This window comes from Erythrobacter sp. AP23, assembly GCF_001542855.1.
In the GTDB taxonomy this organism is placed as follows: Bacteria; Pseudomonadota; Alphaproteobacteria; order Sphingomonadales; family Sphingomonadaceae; genus Qipengyuania.
In genome coordinates, this window is record NZ_LNBY01000015.1 from 1 (window position 1) to 13,425 (window position 13,425).

The 13,425-nt window shown below is 63.5% G+C and carries 14 protein-coding genes; 6 read left to right on the forward strand and 8 right to left on the reverse strand.

Annotated elements, in window-relative coordinates; translation table 11 throughout:
* Positions 1-89 precede the first annotated feature (89 nt).
* The gene (locus tag ASS64_RS06710) at positions 90-617 is read left to right on the forward strand and encodes a superoxide dismutase family protein (RefSeq protein WP_067693008.1); all 528 of its coding nucleotides are present in this window, start codon (positions 90-92) and stop codon (positions 615-617) included.
* Here ASS64_RS06710 and ASS64_RS06715 read toward each other — a convergent pair.
* The 7 genes from ASS64_RS06715 to ASS64_RS17080 form a co-directional block, all read right to left on the reverse strand.
* On the reverse strand, positions 614-2,200 hold the full coding sequence (locus ASS64_RS06715) for an MFS transporter (RefSeq protein ID WP_369815359.1): 1,587 nt from the start codon (positions 2,198-2,200) through the stop codon (positions 614-616). The two genes, ASS64_RS06710 and ASS64_RS06715, sit on opposite strands and share 4 nt — an antisense overlap.
* A 4-nt stretch (positions 2,201-2,204) precedes the next feature.
* A complete protein-coding gene (queC, locus tag ASS64_RS06720; protein WP_067691752.1) occupies positions 2,205-2,915 on the reverse strand; it encodes a 7-cyano-7-deazaguanine synthase QueC in 711 nt (236 codons plus the stop codon).
* Positions 2,916-2,959: 44 nt separating this feature from the next.
* Positions 2,960-3,361: a hypothetical protein gene (locus tag ASS64_RS06725; RefSeq protein ID WP_067691755.1), complete on the reverse strand. Its 402-nt coding sequence runs from the start codon at positions 3,359-3,361 to the stop codon at positions 2,960-2,962.
* A 99-nt stretch (positions 3,362-3,460) separates the two neighbouring features.
* The gene (locus ASS64_RS06730; protein WP_067693014.1) at positions 3,461-4,366 is read right to left on the reverse strand and encodes an Hsp33 family molecular chaperone HslO; all 906 of its coding nucleotides are present in this window, start codon (positions 4,364-4,366) and stop codon (positions 3,461-3,463) included.
* A 52-nt stretch (positions 4,367-4,418) separates the two neighbouring features.
* On the reverse strand, positions 4,419-5,342 hold the full coding sequence (argF, locus tag ASS64_RS06735) for an ornithine carbamoyltransferase (protein WP_198147671.1): 924 nt from the start codon (positions 5,340-5,342) through the stop codon (positions 4,419-4,421).
* Positions 5,343-5,356: 14 nt separating this feature from the next.
* Positions 5,357-6,544: an aspartate aminotransferase family protein gene (locus ASS64_RS06740; protein ID WP_067691760.1), complete on the reverse strand. Its 1,188-nt coding sequence runs from the start codon at positions 6,542-6,544 to the stop codon at positions 5,357-5,359.
* Positions 6,545-6,688: 144 nt separating this feature from the next.
* A complete protein-coding gene (locus ASS64_RS17080) occupies positions 6,689-7,435 on the reverse strand; it encodes a cold-shock protein (RefSeq protein ID WP_067691762.1) in 747 nt (248 codons plus the stop codon).
* A 245-nt stretch (positions 7,436-7,680) separates the two neighbouring features.
* Here ASS64_RS17080 and ASS64_RS06750 point away from each other — a divergent pair, with 245 nt between their 5' ends.
* Positions 7,681-8,502, forward strand: coding sequence for a TerC family protein (locus ASS64_RS06750; RefSeq protein WP_067691764.1), 822 nt, complete (start codon positions 7,681-7,683; stop codon positions 8,500-8,502).
* Positions 8,499-8,939 (forward strand): TIGR01244 family sulfur transferase, encoded by a 441-nt coding sequence (locus ASS64_RS06755; RefSeq protein WP_067691767.1) that lies wholly within the window; start codon positions 8,499-8,501, stop codon positions 8,937-8,939. Before ASS64_RS06750 ends, ASS64_RS06755 begins: the two co-directional genes overlap by 4 nt.
* Here the strand turns inward: ASS64_RS06755 and ASS64_RS06760 are convergent, their stop codons facing one another.
* Positions 8,940-10,361: an amidohydrolase gene (locus ASS64_RS06760; protein WP_067693018.1), complete on the reverse strand. Its 1,422-nt coding sequence runs from the start codon at positions 10,359-10,361 to the stop codon at positions 8,940-8,942. It abuts the gene before it with no gap.
* A 62-nt stretch (positions 10,362-10,423) separates the two neighbouring features.
* Between ASS64_RS06760 and ASS64_RS06765 the strand changes: the two genes are divergently transcribed.
* Genes ASS64_RS06765 through ASS64_RS06775 form a run of 3 tightly spaced genes read left to right on the forward strand, consistent with a single transcriptional unit; the run spans position 10,424 to position 13,384 of the window.
* Positions 10,424-10,828 carry a hypothetical protein gene (locus tag ASS64_RS06765; protein ID WP_067691770.1) on the forward strand — a complete coding sequence of 135 codons (405 nt, stop codon included), beginning with the start codon at positions 10,424-10,426 and terminating at the stop codon, positions 10,826-10,828.
* 5 nt (positions 10,829-10,833) lie between these two features.
* Positions 10,834-11,772, forward strand: a complete 939-nt coding sequence (locus ASS64_RS06770; protein WP_067691773.1) for a sterol desaturase family protein — start codon at positions 10,834-10,836, stop codon at positions 11,770-11,772.
* A gap of 25 nt (positions 11,773-11,797) precedes the next feature.
* Positions 11,798-13,384, forward strand: coding sequence for a GMC family oxidoreductase (locus ASS64_RS06775; RefSeq protein ID WP_067691779.1), 1,587 nt, complete (start codon positions 11,798-11,800; stop codon positions 13,382-13,384).
* Positions 13,385-13,425: the final 41 nt, after the last annotated feature.

Genomic DNA, 13,425 nt, shown 5'->3' on the forward strand with positions numbered 1-13,425 from the left:
CATACGCCAAAATCACCGAAGGGGCCGGAGCAATCCGGCCCCTTTTTCGTTGGCTGAACGAGACTGATTACCCGAGGGGAAGAGAAACCATGAGCCGACGCCTCCTGTTCACCGCTCTCGCCATCCCGGCCGTTGCAGCGTGCTCCACAATTAGCGAGCTGCCGACCGACCGCGTTGCGGAGACGACATTGCGCTTCGCCAATGGATTGCCGGCAGGCACGGTCCAGCTTTTGAGCAACGGCCAAACGGTCTCCGTGGCGGTTGCAGCTGTCGGCATGTCGCCAGGTGAGCACGGGTTTCACCTGCATACGACCGGGAAATGCAATGCACCCGATTTCAAGAGCGCCGGCGGCCACCTCAATCCCGGCAATGCCAGTCACGGCTCCCTATCTCCCGGCGGCAAACACCTGGGCGACATGCCCAATCTGACTATCGGTCCCAACGGTAGCGGCAGTGCGGAATTCGCACTCGAGGGCAATGCAACGAGCGTACTCGACTCGATTTTCGACGAGGACGGAACGGCGGTCGTCGTCCACGCCGGACCAGACGATTACCGAACCGACCCGGCGGGAAATGCCGGATCGCGGATCGCCTGCGGAGTCCTGGAGCGGATCTAGACCGCTTCGCCTGCGCCGCGGGCGCGCTCCAGCAGAGTCTGCTCAGCCTTGGGCACCGTCCGATAGGCTACCAGTAGCAGCAGCAGGCCGATCGGCACCGCGATCAGGAGGCTAAGGCCACCGGTCGAAAGGCTGCCGGTCATCGTGGATACCTGCCCGGCCATGTAGGGTCCGAGGGCGAGCCCCACGAGGGTGGTTGCAAGGAAGAAGGTCGCCGTAGCCGTGCCGCGCATTCGGGGCAGGACAAGATCCTGCGACGTAGCCGCCGCCGCGCCGAGCGCCGAGCTGCCGAATAGCGATTGCATGAACGCGGCGATGTAGAAGACGGTGGGATCGAGCGTCGTAAACATGATGTAGAGAAACGGCGCCGCGGCAGTCAGGCCGAACGCCACCACGAACAGGCGGCCGGTCGGCATGCGCTCGCGCAGCCAGTCGGCAACCCGGCCACCGATAATCACGCCAAGGAAACCTGCAGCGGCCCCCGGTCCGCCGATCCACCAGCCTGCCGTCGAGGGTGCCTCTTCGAGTATCCGGATCGCATAGGGAGCGGCCCAGAATGCTGCGGCATAGGACATGAATGCGACCATGCCGTATCCGAGAATGGTCGAGATAAATGCGGGAGTGCCCCAGATCAGGGTAAAGGTGGGCTCGTCGCGTCTCTTGAGAGTGGAGGCCCAGGAGAAGATGGCATAATAGCCGATCCCCACGGCGCCCCATTGCTGCGCATTTCCGGTCAGGTCGGCCATCAGATAGGCGATGCCGCCGATAACCAGCGCACCGGTGAGATTTATCACAATTCCGCGCGCGCCGCCCCGGGCCGCCCCGATCAGGGTGAAGGGCGGGATGACCGCGACCAATTCCTGGAAGAAGCCGCGAAACGGGTCTTTCACAGGCGGGGTCACGATCCCGTCGCTTTGCCCACGAACCGGTTCGCGCAGGGTGAAAACGAGCAGCGCGAGGAGCAGTCCGGGAAGGCCGACGATAATGAAGGCTGCCTGCCAGCCGGCAAGCCCGAGCGGCGGGTCGGTCGGGAAGGACTCGTTCCAGTTCTCGACGATCGCTCCGCCGATCAGCAGCGAGACGCCGCCGCCGATGTAGAGCCCGGAAGAATAGATGGCGAGCGCCGTGGCACGCATCTTCTTCGGAAACCAGTCGGAGATCAGCGAGTAAGCGCTCGGACTGGCCGTTGCTTCGCCAATCCCGACTCCGATACGGGCAGCGCTCAGCATGGCAAAATTCTTCGCAAATCCCGAAAGCGCCGTGAAAGCCGACCAGATGGCAAGGCCTGCGGTCATCAATCTGACGCGGTGCCAATTGTCCGCGAGCTTTCCCAGCGGAATGCCGAACAGCGCATAGAAAACGCCGAAGGCGGTGCCGTAGAGAAATCCGATCTGATCGTCGCGCAAGCCGAGATCCGCCTTGATGTCCTCGGCAAGGATCGAGATGATGTTTCGGTCGACGAAATTGAGGACATAGACGACCACCAGGACGCCAAGCGCATACCAGCTGTAGGCGGGGACCTTCTCGGTGCTGCCGCCTGCTTTCGATTCGCTTGGCGGTGCGGCATCCTTGATTTGGTCCAATTCCCTACTCCCCTGGGTCCGATTTTTTCTCTGCGTAGGGGGTGGTATCGACAAGCCCAGCCTCGGCAAAGCCTTTTCGGCGCAAGCGGCAGGAATCGCAGGTCCCGCAGGCCAGTCCATCCGCTGTCGGATCGTAGCAGGACCAGCTCCATGCCGGGTCCAGGCCCAGCCGGTCGCATTCGCGCGCGATGTCTGCTTTCGACATATGCTGCAGCGGCGCATGGATCGCGAAGGGAGCACCCTCGACACCCTGTTTGGTGCCCAGCCGGGCGGTTTCGGCAAAGCTGGCGATGAATTCTGGACGGCAATCGGGATAGCCCGAATAATCGAGCGCGTTGACGCCTATGAAAATGTCCCGTGATCCGGTTGTTTCGGCAAAGGCGGTAGTCAGGGCGAGGAAGACGAGATTGCGCGCGGGAACATAGGTAACCGGGATATCATCGCCGACCCCGCCTTTGGGAACATCGATATCGTCGGTCAAGGCCGACCCGCCGAAGCGCCGCAGGTCCAGCGGGAGTTCGACATGACGCTCGACGGCAAGCTTTTCGCCTATCGCCCGGGCGGATTGCAGCTCGCGCACATGTCTCTGGCCGTAATCGATCGTCAGCGCATGGATCGCGTGACCACGCTCGCGGGCGATTGCGGCAGTAACCATCGAATCGAGGCCGCCCGATAGGAGGACGACGGCGGGACCGGAATTGTCGGATGTGGTCATTGGGGTCCGCTAAGCGCGAAGGTGAAGGCCCGCAAGTATCGCGATCAGCCGCAACTGCCCGTCTGGCGCGCTTCGGCCGTAAACTGAAACGGCTTGCCACCGGCGATCCCCTGACTGTCGATCTGGACCAGTCCGCTGGATTCCTTGCGGATATGCGTGCGTCCGTAACCGTTGCCGCGGCAGGTATACTGGACCGTGACATCGCGCGCTTCGTCTTCGACAACGAAGCGATTGCAGCCGCTGTCCTTGTGCCGCAGCTGGATCAATTCGCGCCCCGTGCGAACGCAAACCTTTTGCGCGGAACTGCCATCACGATAACGCACTTCCCATCCGCCGCGGTCAAGACTGTCGAGCATCGCCAGAGAAGCCTGCGCAAGCGCCGGTGCTGCGAGAGCCGCCAGCGGTGCAGCCAATGCCGCGATGTGGAGTGCTCGAATGCGAGCCATAGCGAAATTCACCTTTCGTCCGCGAGTCCAGACGCGCCCGTGATTCGTATTCAATACACCACAAGCGCGATGAACTGTTGTATAACAACGACACGCCGTTCAGATTTCGATCCCGAACTGCTTCGAGCAGAATGCACAATCGACCAGCACGATCCCGTTTTCGTCGCGCATTTCGACTCGCTGTTCCTCGGGAAAGCGCGCGAGGACATCGCGATAGTGCTCAACCGAACAACGGCATCCGCGGGCAATGGTTGCACCCTGCTGGACACGAACCTCTTCCTCTTCGTGGAACAAACGCCATGCGATCGCTTCCAGCGACAGTGCCGGATCGAGCAGCTCGTCATGGCGCAGCGAGCCAGCAAGGATCGCGACATGCTCCCATTCGGGATGATCGAGCTTGGCATGGAGGCGTTCGCGACCTTCCTCGCCCTCTGGCAGGTGCTGGATGAGTAGCCCGGCGGCACGCACACCATCCGCATCCGAGCGCACTGCACAGCGGATCAGCGTGGGCACCTGTTCGGATTGGTAGAAATATCGCTCGCAGGCTTCGGCCAGGCTATCACCCTCCAGCGGTACGATGCCCTGGTAACGCCCCTTGCCCCTGGCAAGGTCGAAGGTGATGGCAAGATAGCCCTTTCCGAACAGCGCAAAGAGCGAAGGGTTCGCGCCCAGTTCCGCAAGCCGGGCTTCGTCGAATTCGACATAGCCGCGCAGCTCGCCGCCCTTGTAATCGCATACCAGCAGTCCGACCGCACCGGCTTCGGTCTGGGCCTGCATGGTCACCTGCGATCCATCGTCTTTGACCAGTCCGCCCATCAGCACCGCAAGCACCAGCGCCTCGGCCAGCAAATGCTTGATCGGCGGCGGATAATCGTGCGCGGCAAGGATTTCGTCGAGCGTGCTGTCGAGGCGCACGAGACGGCCGCGCGCATGACGCGCCGGGATGGTGAATGCGAGCAGGCGACCCGAATAGGTCTCTTCGGTTTTGTCGGGAGTAGCGTCCATCGCCGCCATATGGGGCAGACCCGGTCGAAATGTTAGAGTGCGTTCACTCCGCTCAAATTTTCTCCAAGCACCACAGCAGCACCGATTTTTGCGCGTGGATGCGATTCTCGGCTTCGTCGAAGACCACCGACTGGTCGCTCTCGAACACGTCTGCGGTAACCTCCTCGCCGACATGGGCCGGGAGGCAGTGGAGAAATTTCGCATCGGGCTTGGCAGCACGCATGAGCTCACCCGAAACCTGGAATGGCGCCATTGCCGCGAGCTTGTCGTGCGCATGCTCCTGCCCCATCGAAACCCATGTGTCGGTCACGACGATGTCGGCGCCCGCGGCCGCTTCCCGCGCATCGTTGGTAAGCGTCACCGTGGCCCCTGCCGAGCGCGCCATGTCCACGAATTCCATCTCGGGTTCGTAGCTCTGCGGCGTGCCGATCCGCACATTGAACTTCATCAGCCCGGCAGCCTCGAGGATCGAGTGCAGGACATTGTTGCCATCGCCCAGCCAGGCAAGTTCGAGACCGGGCAAAGCCTTGCCCTGTTCGATCACGGTCAGAAGATCCGCGACGATCTGGCAGGGATGCGAGCGATCGGTCAGGCCATTGATCACGGGCACGCTGGCATGGCGCGCCATCTCCAGCGCCTTTTCGTGATCGTCGGTGCGCAGCATGATCGCATCGACCATGCGACTGAGGACGCGTGCGGTATCGGCGATGCTTTCGCCGCGGCCCAGTTGGCTGGTCCCCGATTCGAGGATCAGCGCGGAGCCGCCGAGCTGGCGCATGGCCATGTCGAAGCTGACCCGCGTCCGGGTCGAATTCTTCTCGAAGATCATGGCGAGCACATGGCCCGCCAGCGGCGCGTCGGCATCGGGCTTGCCCTTGGGCCAGCCGACCCTCGCCGTCTTGCGGTCCTGCGCGTCGTTGATCATGGCGGCGAGCGCATCCCCGCCCGCATCCGAAAGGTCGAGGAAATGCCGCATCACTTCGCCTCCACTCAGCTTGTCGGAATGTAACTTGCCGCGCCGTCCGACAGCTTTTCGAAAAACTCGTCGAATTCGGCATCGCCCGCCACCAGCGGCGGAAGCACACGCAGCGTATTGTCGCCAGCGGCCACGGTCAGCAATTGGTGGTTGTCACGCAGGTGGACGAAGAAGGGCCGGCTCTCGACCTTCATCTTGATGCCCAGCATCAGCCCCTTTCCGCGAACCAGTTCGAACAGTTCGGGGTAATTGCCGATGAACTGCTCGAGCCGTGTGCGCAGGCGCTCGCCCTTCTCGGTCACTTCGGCAAGGAATTCGTCATTGGCGACGGCGTCCATCACCGCCATGCCGGCCGCCATCGCAAGCGGGTTGCCGCCATAGGTCGAACCATGCGCGCCGAATCCCATGCCACGCGCCGCCTTCTCGGTCGCGAGGCAGGCGCCGAGCGGAAAGCCGCCGCCGATGCCCTTGGCGGTGGCCATGATGTCGGGCTCGATGCCGTAATGTTCGTAGGCGTAGAGCTTGCCGGTACGCGCGACGCCGGACTGGACCTCGTCGAAAACGAGCATCAGGTCATTCTCGTCGGCGAGCTGGCGCAGGCCGCGGATGAACTCTTCGCTGCCCGGACGGATGCCGCCTTCGCCCTGGATCGGCTCGACGAGGAAACCGGCGGTCTTCTCGCTCACCAGCGACTTGGCATGCTCGAGATTGTCGAACTCGGCATATTGGAACCCGGCCAGCAGAGGCAGGAAGCCCTTGTGCATCTTCTCCTGGTTGGAGGCGCTGATCGTCGCCATAGTGCGGCCGTGGAAAGCGTTGGTGAAGGTGATCAACTCGGTGCGGTCGGCATCGCCATCTTCGTGCTGATGATAAGCGCGCGCGGCCTTGATCGCCGCTTCGACCGCCTCGGCCCCGGAATTGGTGAAGAAGACTGTGTCGGCAAAGGTCTTGTCGACGAGCCGCTGCGCCAGTTCCTCACCCTGAGGGCTTCCATAGAGGTTCGAAACGTGCATCAGCGTTTCGGCCTGCTTCTGGATCGCGCCGATCAGCCCGGAGTGACTGTGCCCCAGCAGGTTGACTGCGATCCCGCTGGCAAAATCGAGATAGCGCGTGCCGTCCTCGTCGATCAGGTGGCAATGTTCGCCCTTGACGGGGCGGACTCCGCAGCGCGGGTAGACAGGCATCAGCGGCGAAATCGACATGGGTCCTCCAGCGGCACCTCTTTCGTGGGTGCATTTGCGATTGAAAGACAAATGGCGGTCCCTTGCGGGAACCGCCATCTGCGTGTTTGCCAGCGATCTATTGTGTCTCGTGCGCCGGGTCAAACCGGATCGCGCGGGCGCCCCTCAGTCCTGAACGGGAACGAGGTTGACCGCCGAATACTTGCCGCGTCGGTCGACTTCGAGATCGAATTCGTAGCGCTCGCCCTCGTTGATGCCGGCAAGACCGGAGCGTTCGACCGCACTGATGTGCACGAAGGCATCGGGCTGGCCATCGTCGCGGGTAAGGAATCCGAAGCCCTTCATCGAGTTGAAGAACTTGACCGTCCCGGTCGCTTTCTCGCCGGTGAGTTCGCGGCGCGGCGCACCGCCGCCCGCATCGCCCCCACGCGACTGCACCGGAATCACGTCGCCGACGACCTGCAGATCCTGTGCGGAGACCTTGCCGCCGCGATCGACGAGATTGAATTCCAGCTCTTGTCCTTCGGCCAGGCCTTCCAGGCCCGCACGCTCGACGGCGCTGATGTGGACGAAAACGTCCTCTCCGCCGCCTTCCTGCTGAATGAAGCCGAAGCCCTTCTGGCTGTTGAAGAACTTCACCGCACCCTTGCCGGTACCGACGACCTGCGCGGGCATGCGATTGAAACCGCCGCCACCGCCGCCGCGATTGCCACCGCCGAAACCGCCGCCGCGGTTTCCGCCACCATAGCCACCGCCACGGTCGCCACCCCGGTCACCGCCGCCGAAGCGATCGTTCTGGAATGCTTCGTGGGGTGCGAAATCGGCTGGCGGGCCACCGAAATTGTCGAAACCGTCTTCGCCGAATCCGTCGCGCTTGTCCTTTCCGCGGCGGCGCCCTCTGTCGTAACCCATAACTCGAACAATACCTTGTCGTGCAGCCCGTCATCCAAACCTCACCGGCACAAAGGACTGCTTCCGCACCGGTGCGGGCGGGCACGAAACCCTCCCTGTGCATTCGTCATAGCGTGAAAGAAGGCCATGCGCGAATGATTTAGCTGTTATGGCCAGCAAACCGCAAAAATGTGACATTTTCGCATAGAGCAGGTTGCGCGTATGATGGCTTGAACGCAGCGGAAGGGTTCGGCAGAGGGTCATCGATGGAATATCTGGCCCTGCTTTCCGACCCGGCCGCCTGGTTGGCCCTGCTCACTTTGATCGCGCTCGAAGTCGTCCTCGGAGTCGACAATCTCATTTTCATTGCGATTCTGTCGAACAAGCTTCCCGTACACCAGCAGCAGCGGGCGCGCCGGATCGGGCTGGCGCTGGCGCTGGTCATGCGCATCGGGCTGCTGATGCTTATCGGCTGGCTGGTGACGCTGCAGACCCCGCTGTTCGATCTCGGCATCACCGGCCCTCCGGTGGAAGGCACGAACAAGGTGAGTTTCGAGACCGCCTTCTCGGGCCGCGACCTGATCCTGCTGGTCGGCGGCCTGTTCCTGCTGTGGAAAGCGACCAAGGAAATCCATCACTCGATGGAACCGGAAGACGATTCGGGCGACCTGCTCGACAAGACTCCGGGCGTTGCCGATGCCGCAAAGGCAACCTTCGGCACGGTGATCGCGCAGATCGTCGCCATCGACATCGTCTTCTCGGTCGATTCGATCCTGACCGCGGTGGGGATGACCAACGAAATCCCGATCATGGTCACGGCTGTCGTCATCACCGTCGGCATCATGATGGTCGCCGCCGATCCGCTGGCCAGGTTCATCGAAAAGAACCCCACGCTGGTGATGCTCGCCCTCGCCTTCCTCGTGATGATCGGGCTGGTCCTGATCGCCGACGGCTTCGGCTTCCATGTGCCCAAGGGCTATATCTACGCCGCAATGGGCTTTTCGGTCGGCGTCGAAATTCTCAATATCATGCAACGCAATCGCCGGGCAGCAGCGAAGCTGGCCAGCGCGCAGGGAGAGGCCCGATGAGCGAATTTCGCAAACTGTCCGACGATTTCTACGCCAGCCCGCAGGTCACCCCGCAGGAAATCTCCGAAGCGGCGGCGATGGGCGTTGCGCTGGTGGTCAACAACCGGCCCGACGGCGAGGCACCCGACCAGCCGCCGGGCGCGGATATCGAGGCCGCCACGCGCGCAGCGGGCATGGACTATCTCGCCATCCCGATCGGCAGCGCGGGTTTCAGCGAACCGCAGGTCGAGAAACTGCAGGACGCGCTCGCCGGCGCCGAGGGACCGGTCCTCGGCTTCTGTCGGTCGGGCACGCGTTCGACGCTGCTCTGGTCTCTTGCCCGCGCTCGCACGGGCGAGGACCCGGAGGCGATCAGCGAGGCGGCCGCCTCGGCCGGTTACGACGTCAGCCCGGTGCGCCCGGCGATGGACATGTTCGCCGCCCGCGCACGTGAGTGATCAGCGGCGATAGTCGAGCGGCGGCTCGCGGTCGCCAAGCAGCGACTCGTAAACGTAATCCTCGCCGCGGGCCGCAACGAATTCGGCCTTGGCCGTCTCGCGCAATTGCGGGTTGGTGTAGAGTTCGACCGCTGCGAGCACCATTGCCTTGGCCGCGTGCTGCGTGCCCTTGACGCCATAGCTGTGCCCGCTCGCGGCGACGGCCTGCCAGCTATGCGCCGCAGTGCCCGGGACCCAGGCGGCGGTGCGCACGCTGACCGTCGGTACCGCCCGGCTGACGTCGCCGACATCGGTCGAGCCATAGCCGGTGAGTACGGCATAATCCTCGACCGCCTGCGCCTGGGTCAGCTCGGGTGCATCCTCGCCAAAGCTTTCGCTGATGGTCGCGGCCCATTCGAGTTCTTCGGCCGTATAGACGATCGGTTCGAGTTGGCGCAGCTTCCTGTCCATCATCAGCTGGAGCGATTCGAGCGGCAATGTCGGGTTGTTGCCGTGGATGATCTCCCAATCGACCTGCGTTCCCGTACCCATTGCCGCGCCCTTGGCCGCCGCCTCGATCCGCGGCCACAATGCGCGCACCTCGTCGGCATCCGAATGGCGCACGTAATAGAAGACCTCGGCGAAATCGGGGACGACGTTGGGCGCCGCGCCGCCGCTGGTGATCACGTAATGGATGCGCGTGTCCATCGTAGTGTGCTCGCGCATCATATTGACCATCATGTTCATCGCCTCGACCCCGTCGAGCGCCGAGCGACCGCGTTCGGGCGCACCGGCGGCATGCGCGGAAACGCCGCGGAAACGGAACTTGCCCGAGCGGTTGGCGAGGCTCTTGCGCGAGGCGGCAGAATTGCGATCCGCCGGGTGCCAGTCGATCACGAAATCGGCATCGTCGAACAGGCCCGCACGCGCCATGTAGACCTTGCCCGAACCGCCTTCTTCGGCAGGCGTGCCGTAAAGGCGGACGCGGCCCGGCGTGCCGGTCGCCTCGAGCCAGTTGCGGATCGCGATCGCAGCGCTCAGCGATCCCGCGCCGAACAGATTGTGCCCGCAGGCATGGCCCGCATGCTTGCCCTCGATCGGGTCGCGCGTCGGGGCGGTCGACTGGTTGATGCCGGGCAAGGCATCGAATTCCGCGAGCAGCCCGATCACCGGGCCGCCCTCGCCCCACTCGGCGACGAAGGCGGTCGGGATGTCCGCCACGCCGGCGCGGATCGAAAAGCCCTCGCGCTTCAATTCGTCGATCAGCAGCCCGCTCGATTGCGTCTCGAGATAGCCCAGTTCGGCGAAGTCCCAGATCTGCTGCGCGACGCGCTCGGTGCGCTCCTGCTGCGCTTCGACCTTGGCGATCGGTTCGGCGTCGTTCGCGAATGTCGGCGTGGCAAACGCAGCAGCTCCGGCAGCAAGCATGACAAAAGACTTCATCGGCATCTCCCTGTTATGTCCTGCTTGCCGCAAAGCGGGCAGCGTGCCAATCCTTTGGCAAGATGGATTTGCCGCCCGCCCTTCTCCAGTTCCTCGGCTCGCTCGTGGCCATTCTTGCGCTTGCCGGTTTGGCCTATTGGCTCAAGCTCGGCCCCGCCCCGCGCCTCGATAGCGAAGATGCCGCGCGCCTTGCTGCCGACGAAGCGGTCAGCGGATACGAACCGGTCGCGATCGGCCTCGATCGCGAAGGCCGGGGGGCGGTAATGCGCGATGCGGCGGGGCGCGTTCTGCTGCTGCGCCGGCACGGCGTACATTTTGCCGGACGCCTTCTGACGCCTGCGGCCCGCGCACGCGCGCAAGGCGAAGCGCTGGTAGTCGACACGGCGGAGAAGCGGTATGGCGCGGCCCGCCTGCTGCTCGATGATCCCGCGTCTTGGGCGAAAGCGATAGAGGCGCTAGAAGGCTGATCGCAATGCCCGATTTCTCCCCTACCGAATACGCGGTGCCCGGCTTCGTTGCGCTGGTCCTGATCGAGATGATCTGGGCCTGGCGCAAGCGCCCCACGGCCTACGAACCCAGGGACACACTCACCAGCCTTGCCTTCGGCCTGGGCAGCACGGTGTCGGGCCTGCTGTTCGGGGGCGCGTTCTTCGCGCTGTTCCTGTGGGTCTGGCAGTTCCGACTGTTCGATATTCCGTGGAGCTGGTGGGCCTTCGCGCTGTGCTTCGTGCTCGACGATCTCAAATACTACTGGGTCCATCGCTTCGGCCACCGCGTGCGCTGGTTCTGGGCCAGCCATGTGAACCACCATTCGAGCCAGCATTACAATCTCAGCACCGCGCTCCGGCAGACCTGGACGGGGTTTCTCACATTGGGATTCGTCTTTGCGCTGCCGCTGGTATTGCTCGGCTTCCATCCGGGGATGATCGCCATCTGCGCGGGCTTCAACCTGATCTACCAGTTCTGGATCCATACCGAGGCGATCGACCGCATGCCGCGCTGGTTCGAGGCGGTGATGAATACGCCGAGTCACCACCGCGTCCACCATGCGACCAACCCGCGCTATCTCGATCGCAATTATGCGGGCGTGTTCATCGTCTGGGACAAGATGTTCGGCACGTTCGAGCCGGAAACCCTCGACGAGAAAATCCGCTACGGGATCGTCAAACAGCTGGGCAGCTTCAACCTGGTGTGGGCGGTGTTCCACGAATGGATCGGCATCGTGCAGGACATGTGGCGCAGCCCCTGGAAACACAAAATGTCCTACCTCCTGCGGGAACCCGGCTGGACGCATGACGGCAGCCGCGAAACCTCCGACCAGATCCGCGAGCGCTGGCTCGAACGGCGGGGACAGGCGGAAAAATCCGTTTCATTCGAAAACCGGATTGCAGACGAAGCCGAGGCTGCCTAACCTCTCGCGCAAGAGAGGAGAAATCATGGACGAATTCGATGTCATCGTGATCGGTGGCGGCAGCGCGGGCAGCGCCGTATCCGGACGGCTGGCAGAGGCCGGCAAGAGCGTATGCCTGCTCGAGGCGGGGCCGCGCAACGACACCATGCTGGTGAAGACGCCGGGCTTCATGCCCTTCCTGCGCGATTCCTCGAACTATCGTTTCGAGACGGTGCCGCAAAAGGGGCTCAATGGGCGGACCGGCTACCAGCCGCGCGGTCGCGGGCTGGGCGGATCGTCGGCAATCAACGCGATGATCTACATTCGCGGCCACCAATGGGATTACGACAATTGGGCCGAGCTCGGCTGTAGCGGCTGGAGCTACGACGACGTATTGCCCTATTTCAAGCGCGCCGAACACAATGTGCGCGGGGCCGACGAGTTCCACGGCGCATCGGGTCCGTTATGGGTCAGCGACCAGAAATGGCCCAACCCTGGCAGCCTCGCCTTCGTCGAGGCGGCTGCCCAGCTGCAATTGCCGCGCAATCCGGACTTCAACGGCGCTAAGCAGGAAGGCTTCGGCATCTACCAGGTGACGCAAAAGGACGGCGAACGCTGGTCAGCCGCGCGCGCCTATGTCGAACCCAGGCGAGGCTCGAAGAACCTCGACGTGCGGATCGGGGTGAGCGTCCAGCGACTCGAGATCGAGGACGGACGCGTATCCGGTGTCACCTATAGCGTCGGCGACAAGCAGCGCACGGTAAAGGCACGCGGCGCGGTCGTGCTCTCGGCAGGCGCGTTCAATTCGCCGCAAATCCTGATGCTTTCGGGCATCGGCCCGGCGACGCATCTGAAGGAACATGGCATCGACGTCGTTCTCGACAAGCCGGCGGTCGGCGACGATCTGCAGGACCATATCGACTATGTTTCGAGCTGGGAGACCGAGAGCAAGGACTTCATCGGCAGCAGCCTTGCCGGGACCGTCCGCATGGCCAAGGCAATCGTCGAGCACCGGCGCAAACGCACCGGCATCATGACCACGCCCTATGCCGAGGCAGGCGGATTCTGGAAGGTCATGCCCGGCGCACCGGCGCCCGATGTGCAGTGGCATTTCGTCCCCGCCATGCTCGAGGATCACGGCCGCACCAAGGTCAAGGGCCACGGCTTCTCGCTCCATGCGTGCGTGCTGCGTCCCGAAAGCCGCGGGACGGTGCGCCTCGACGGGCGCGATGCGCGTCAGGCCCCGCGGATCGATCCCAATTTCCTCGACGACGAGCGCGACATTGCGACCCTGCGCGAGGGGGTCAGGCTGTCGCACCGCATCGCGTCCTCACCCAGCCTGGCGAAGTACCAGCCACAGGATCGCTATCCGATCGATCTCGACGACGACACGCAGCTCGACGAGCTCATCCGCAGCCGCGCGGACACGGTCTATCACCCGGTCGGCACCTGCCGCATGGGTTCCGACGCGGATGCCGTGGTCGACCCGACGCTCAAGGCGCGCGGCATCGAGGGGCTCTATGTCGCCGATGCCAGCGTGATGCCGCGGCTGGTCTCGGGCAATACCAATGCCCCGAGCATCATGATCGGCGAACGCTGCGCCGATTTCGTCAAGGATGCGCTGGCCGCGTAACGGCCGTCCTCACAAGGCAAAAAAAGGGCCGGAGAACGAAT

Bases quoted from the DNA above. Each gene is read 5' to 3' on its own strand.
- ASS64_RS06710 (WP_067693008.1), top strand. From the start codon at position 90: ATGAGCCGACGCCTCCTGTTCACCGCTCTCGCCATCCCGGCCGTTGCA.
- queC (WP_067691752.1), bottom strand. From the start codon at position 2,915: ATGACCACATCCGACAATTCCGGTCCCGCCGTCGTCCTCCTATCGGGC.
- ASS64_RS06725 (WP_067691755.1), bottom strand. From the start codon at position 3,361: ATGGCTCGCATTCGAGCACTCCACATCGCGGCATTGGCTGCACCGCTG.
- ASS64_RS06730 (WP_067693014.1), bottom strand. From the start codon at position 4,366: ATGGACGCTACTCCCGACAAAACCGAAGAGACCTATTCGGGTCGCCTG.
- argF (WP_198147671.1), bottom strand. From the start codon at position 5,342: ATGCGGCATTTCCTCGACCTTTCGGATGCGGGCGGGGATGCGCTCGCC.
- ASS64_RS06740 (WP_067691760.1), bottom strand. From the start codon at position 6,544: ATGTCGATTTCGCCGCTGATGCCTGTCTACCCGCGCTGCGGAGTCCGC.
- ASS64_RS17080 (WP_067691762.1), bottom strand. From the start codon at position 7,435: ATGGGTTACGACAGAGGGCGCCGCCGCGGAAAGGACAAGCGCGACGGA.
- ASS64_RS06750 (WP_067691764.1), top strand. From the start codon at position 7,681: ATGGAATATCTGGCCCTGCTTTCCGACCCGGCCGCCTGGTTGGCCCTG.
- ASS64_RS06755 (WP_067691767.1), top strand. From the start codon at position 8,499: ATGAGCGAATTTCGCAAACTGTCCGACGATTTCTACGCCAGCCCGCAG.
- ASS64_RS06760 (WP_067693018.1), bottom strand. From the start codon at position 10,361: ATGAAGTCTTTTGTCATGCTTGCTGCCGGAGCTGCTGCGTTTGCCACG.
- ASS64_RS06765 (WP_067691770.1), top strand. From the start codon at position 10,424: ATGGATTTGCCGCCCGCCCTTCTCCAGTTCCTCGGCTCGCTCGTGGCC.
- ASS64_RS06770 (WP_067691773.1), top strand. From the start codon at position 10,834: ATGCCCGATTTCTCCCCTACCGAATACGCGGTGCCCGGCTTCGTTGCG.
- ASS64_RS06775 (WP_067691779.1), top strand. From the start codon at position 11,798: ATGGACGAATTCGATGTCATCGTGATCGGTGGCGGCAGCGCGGGCAGC.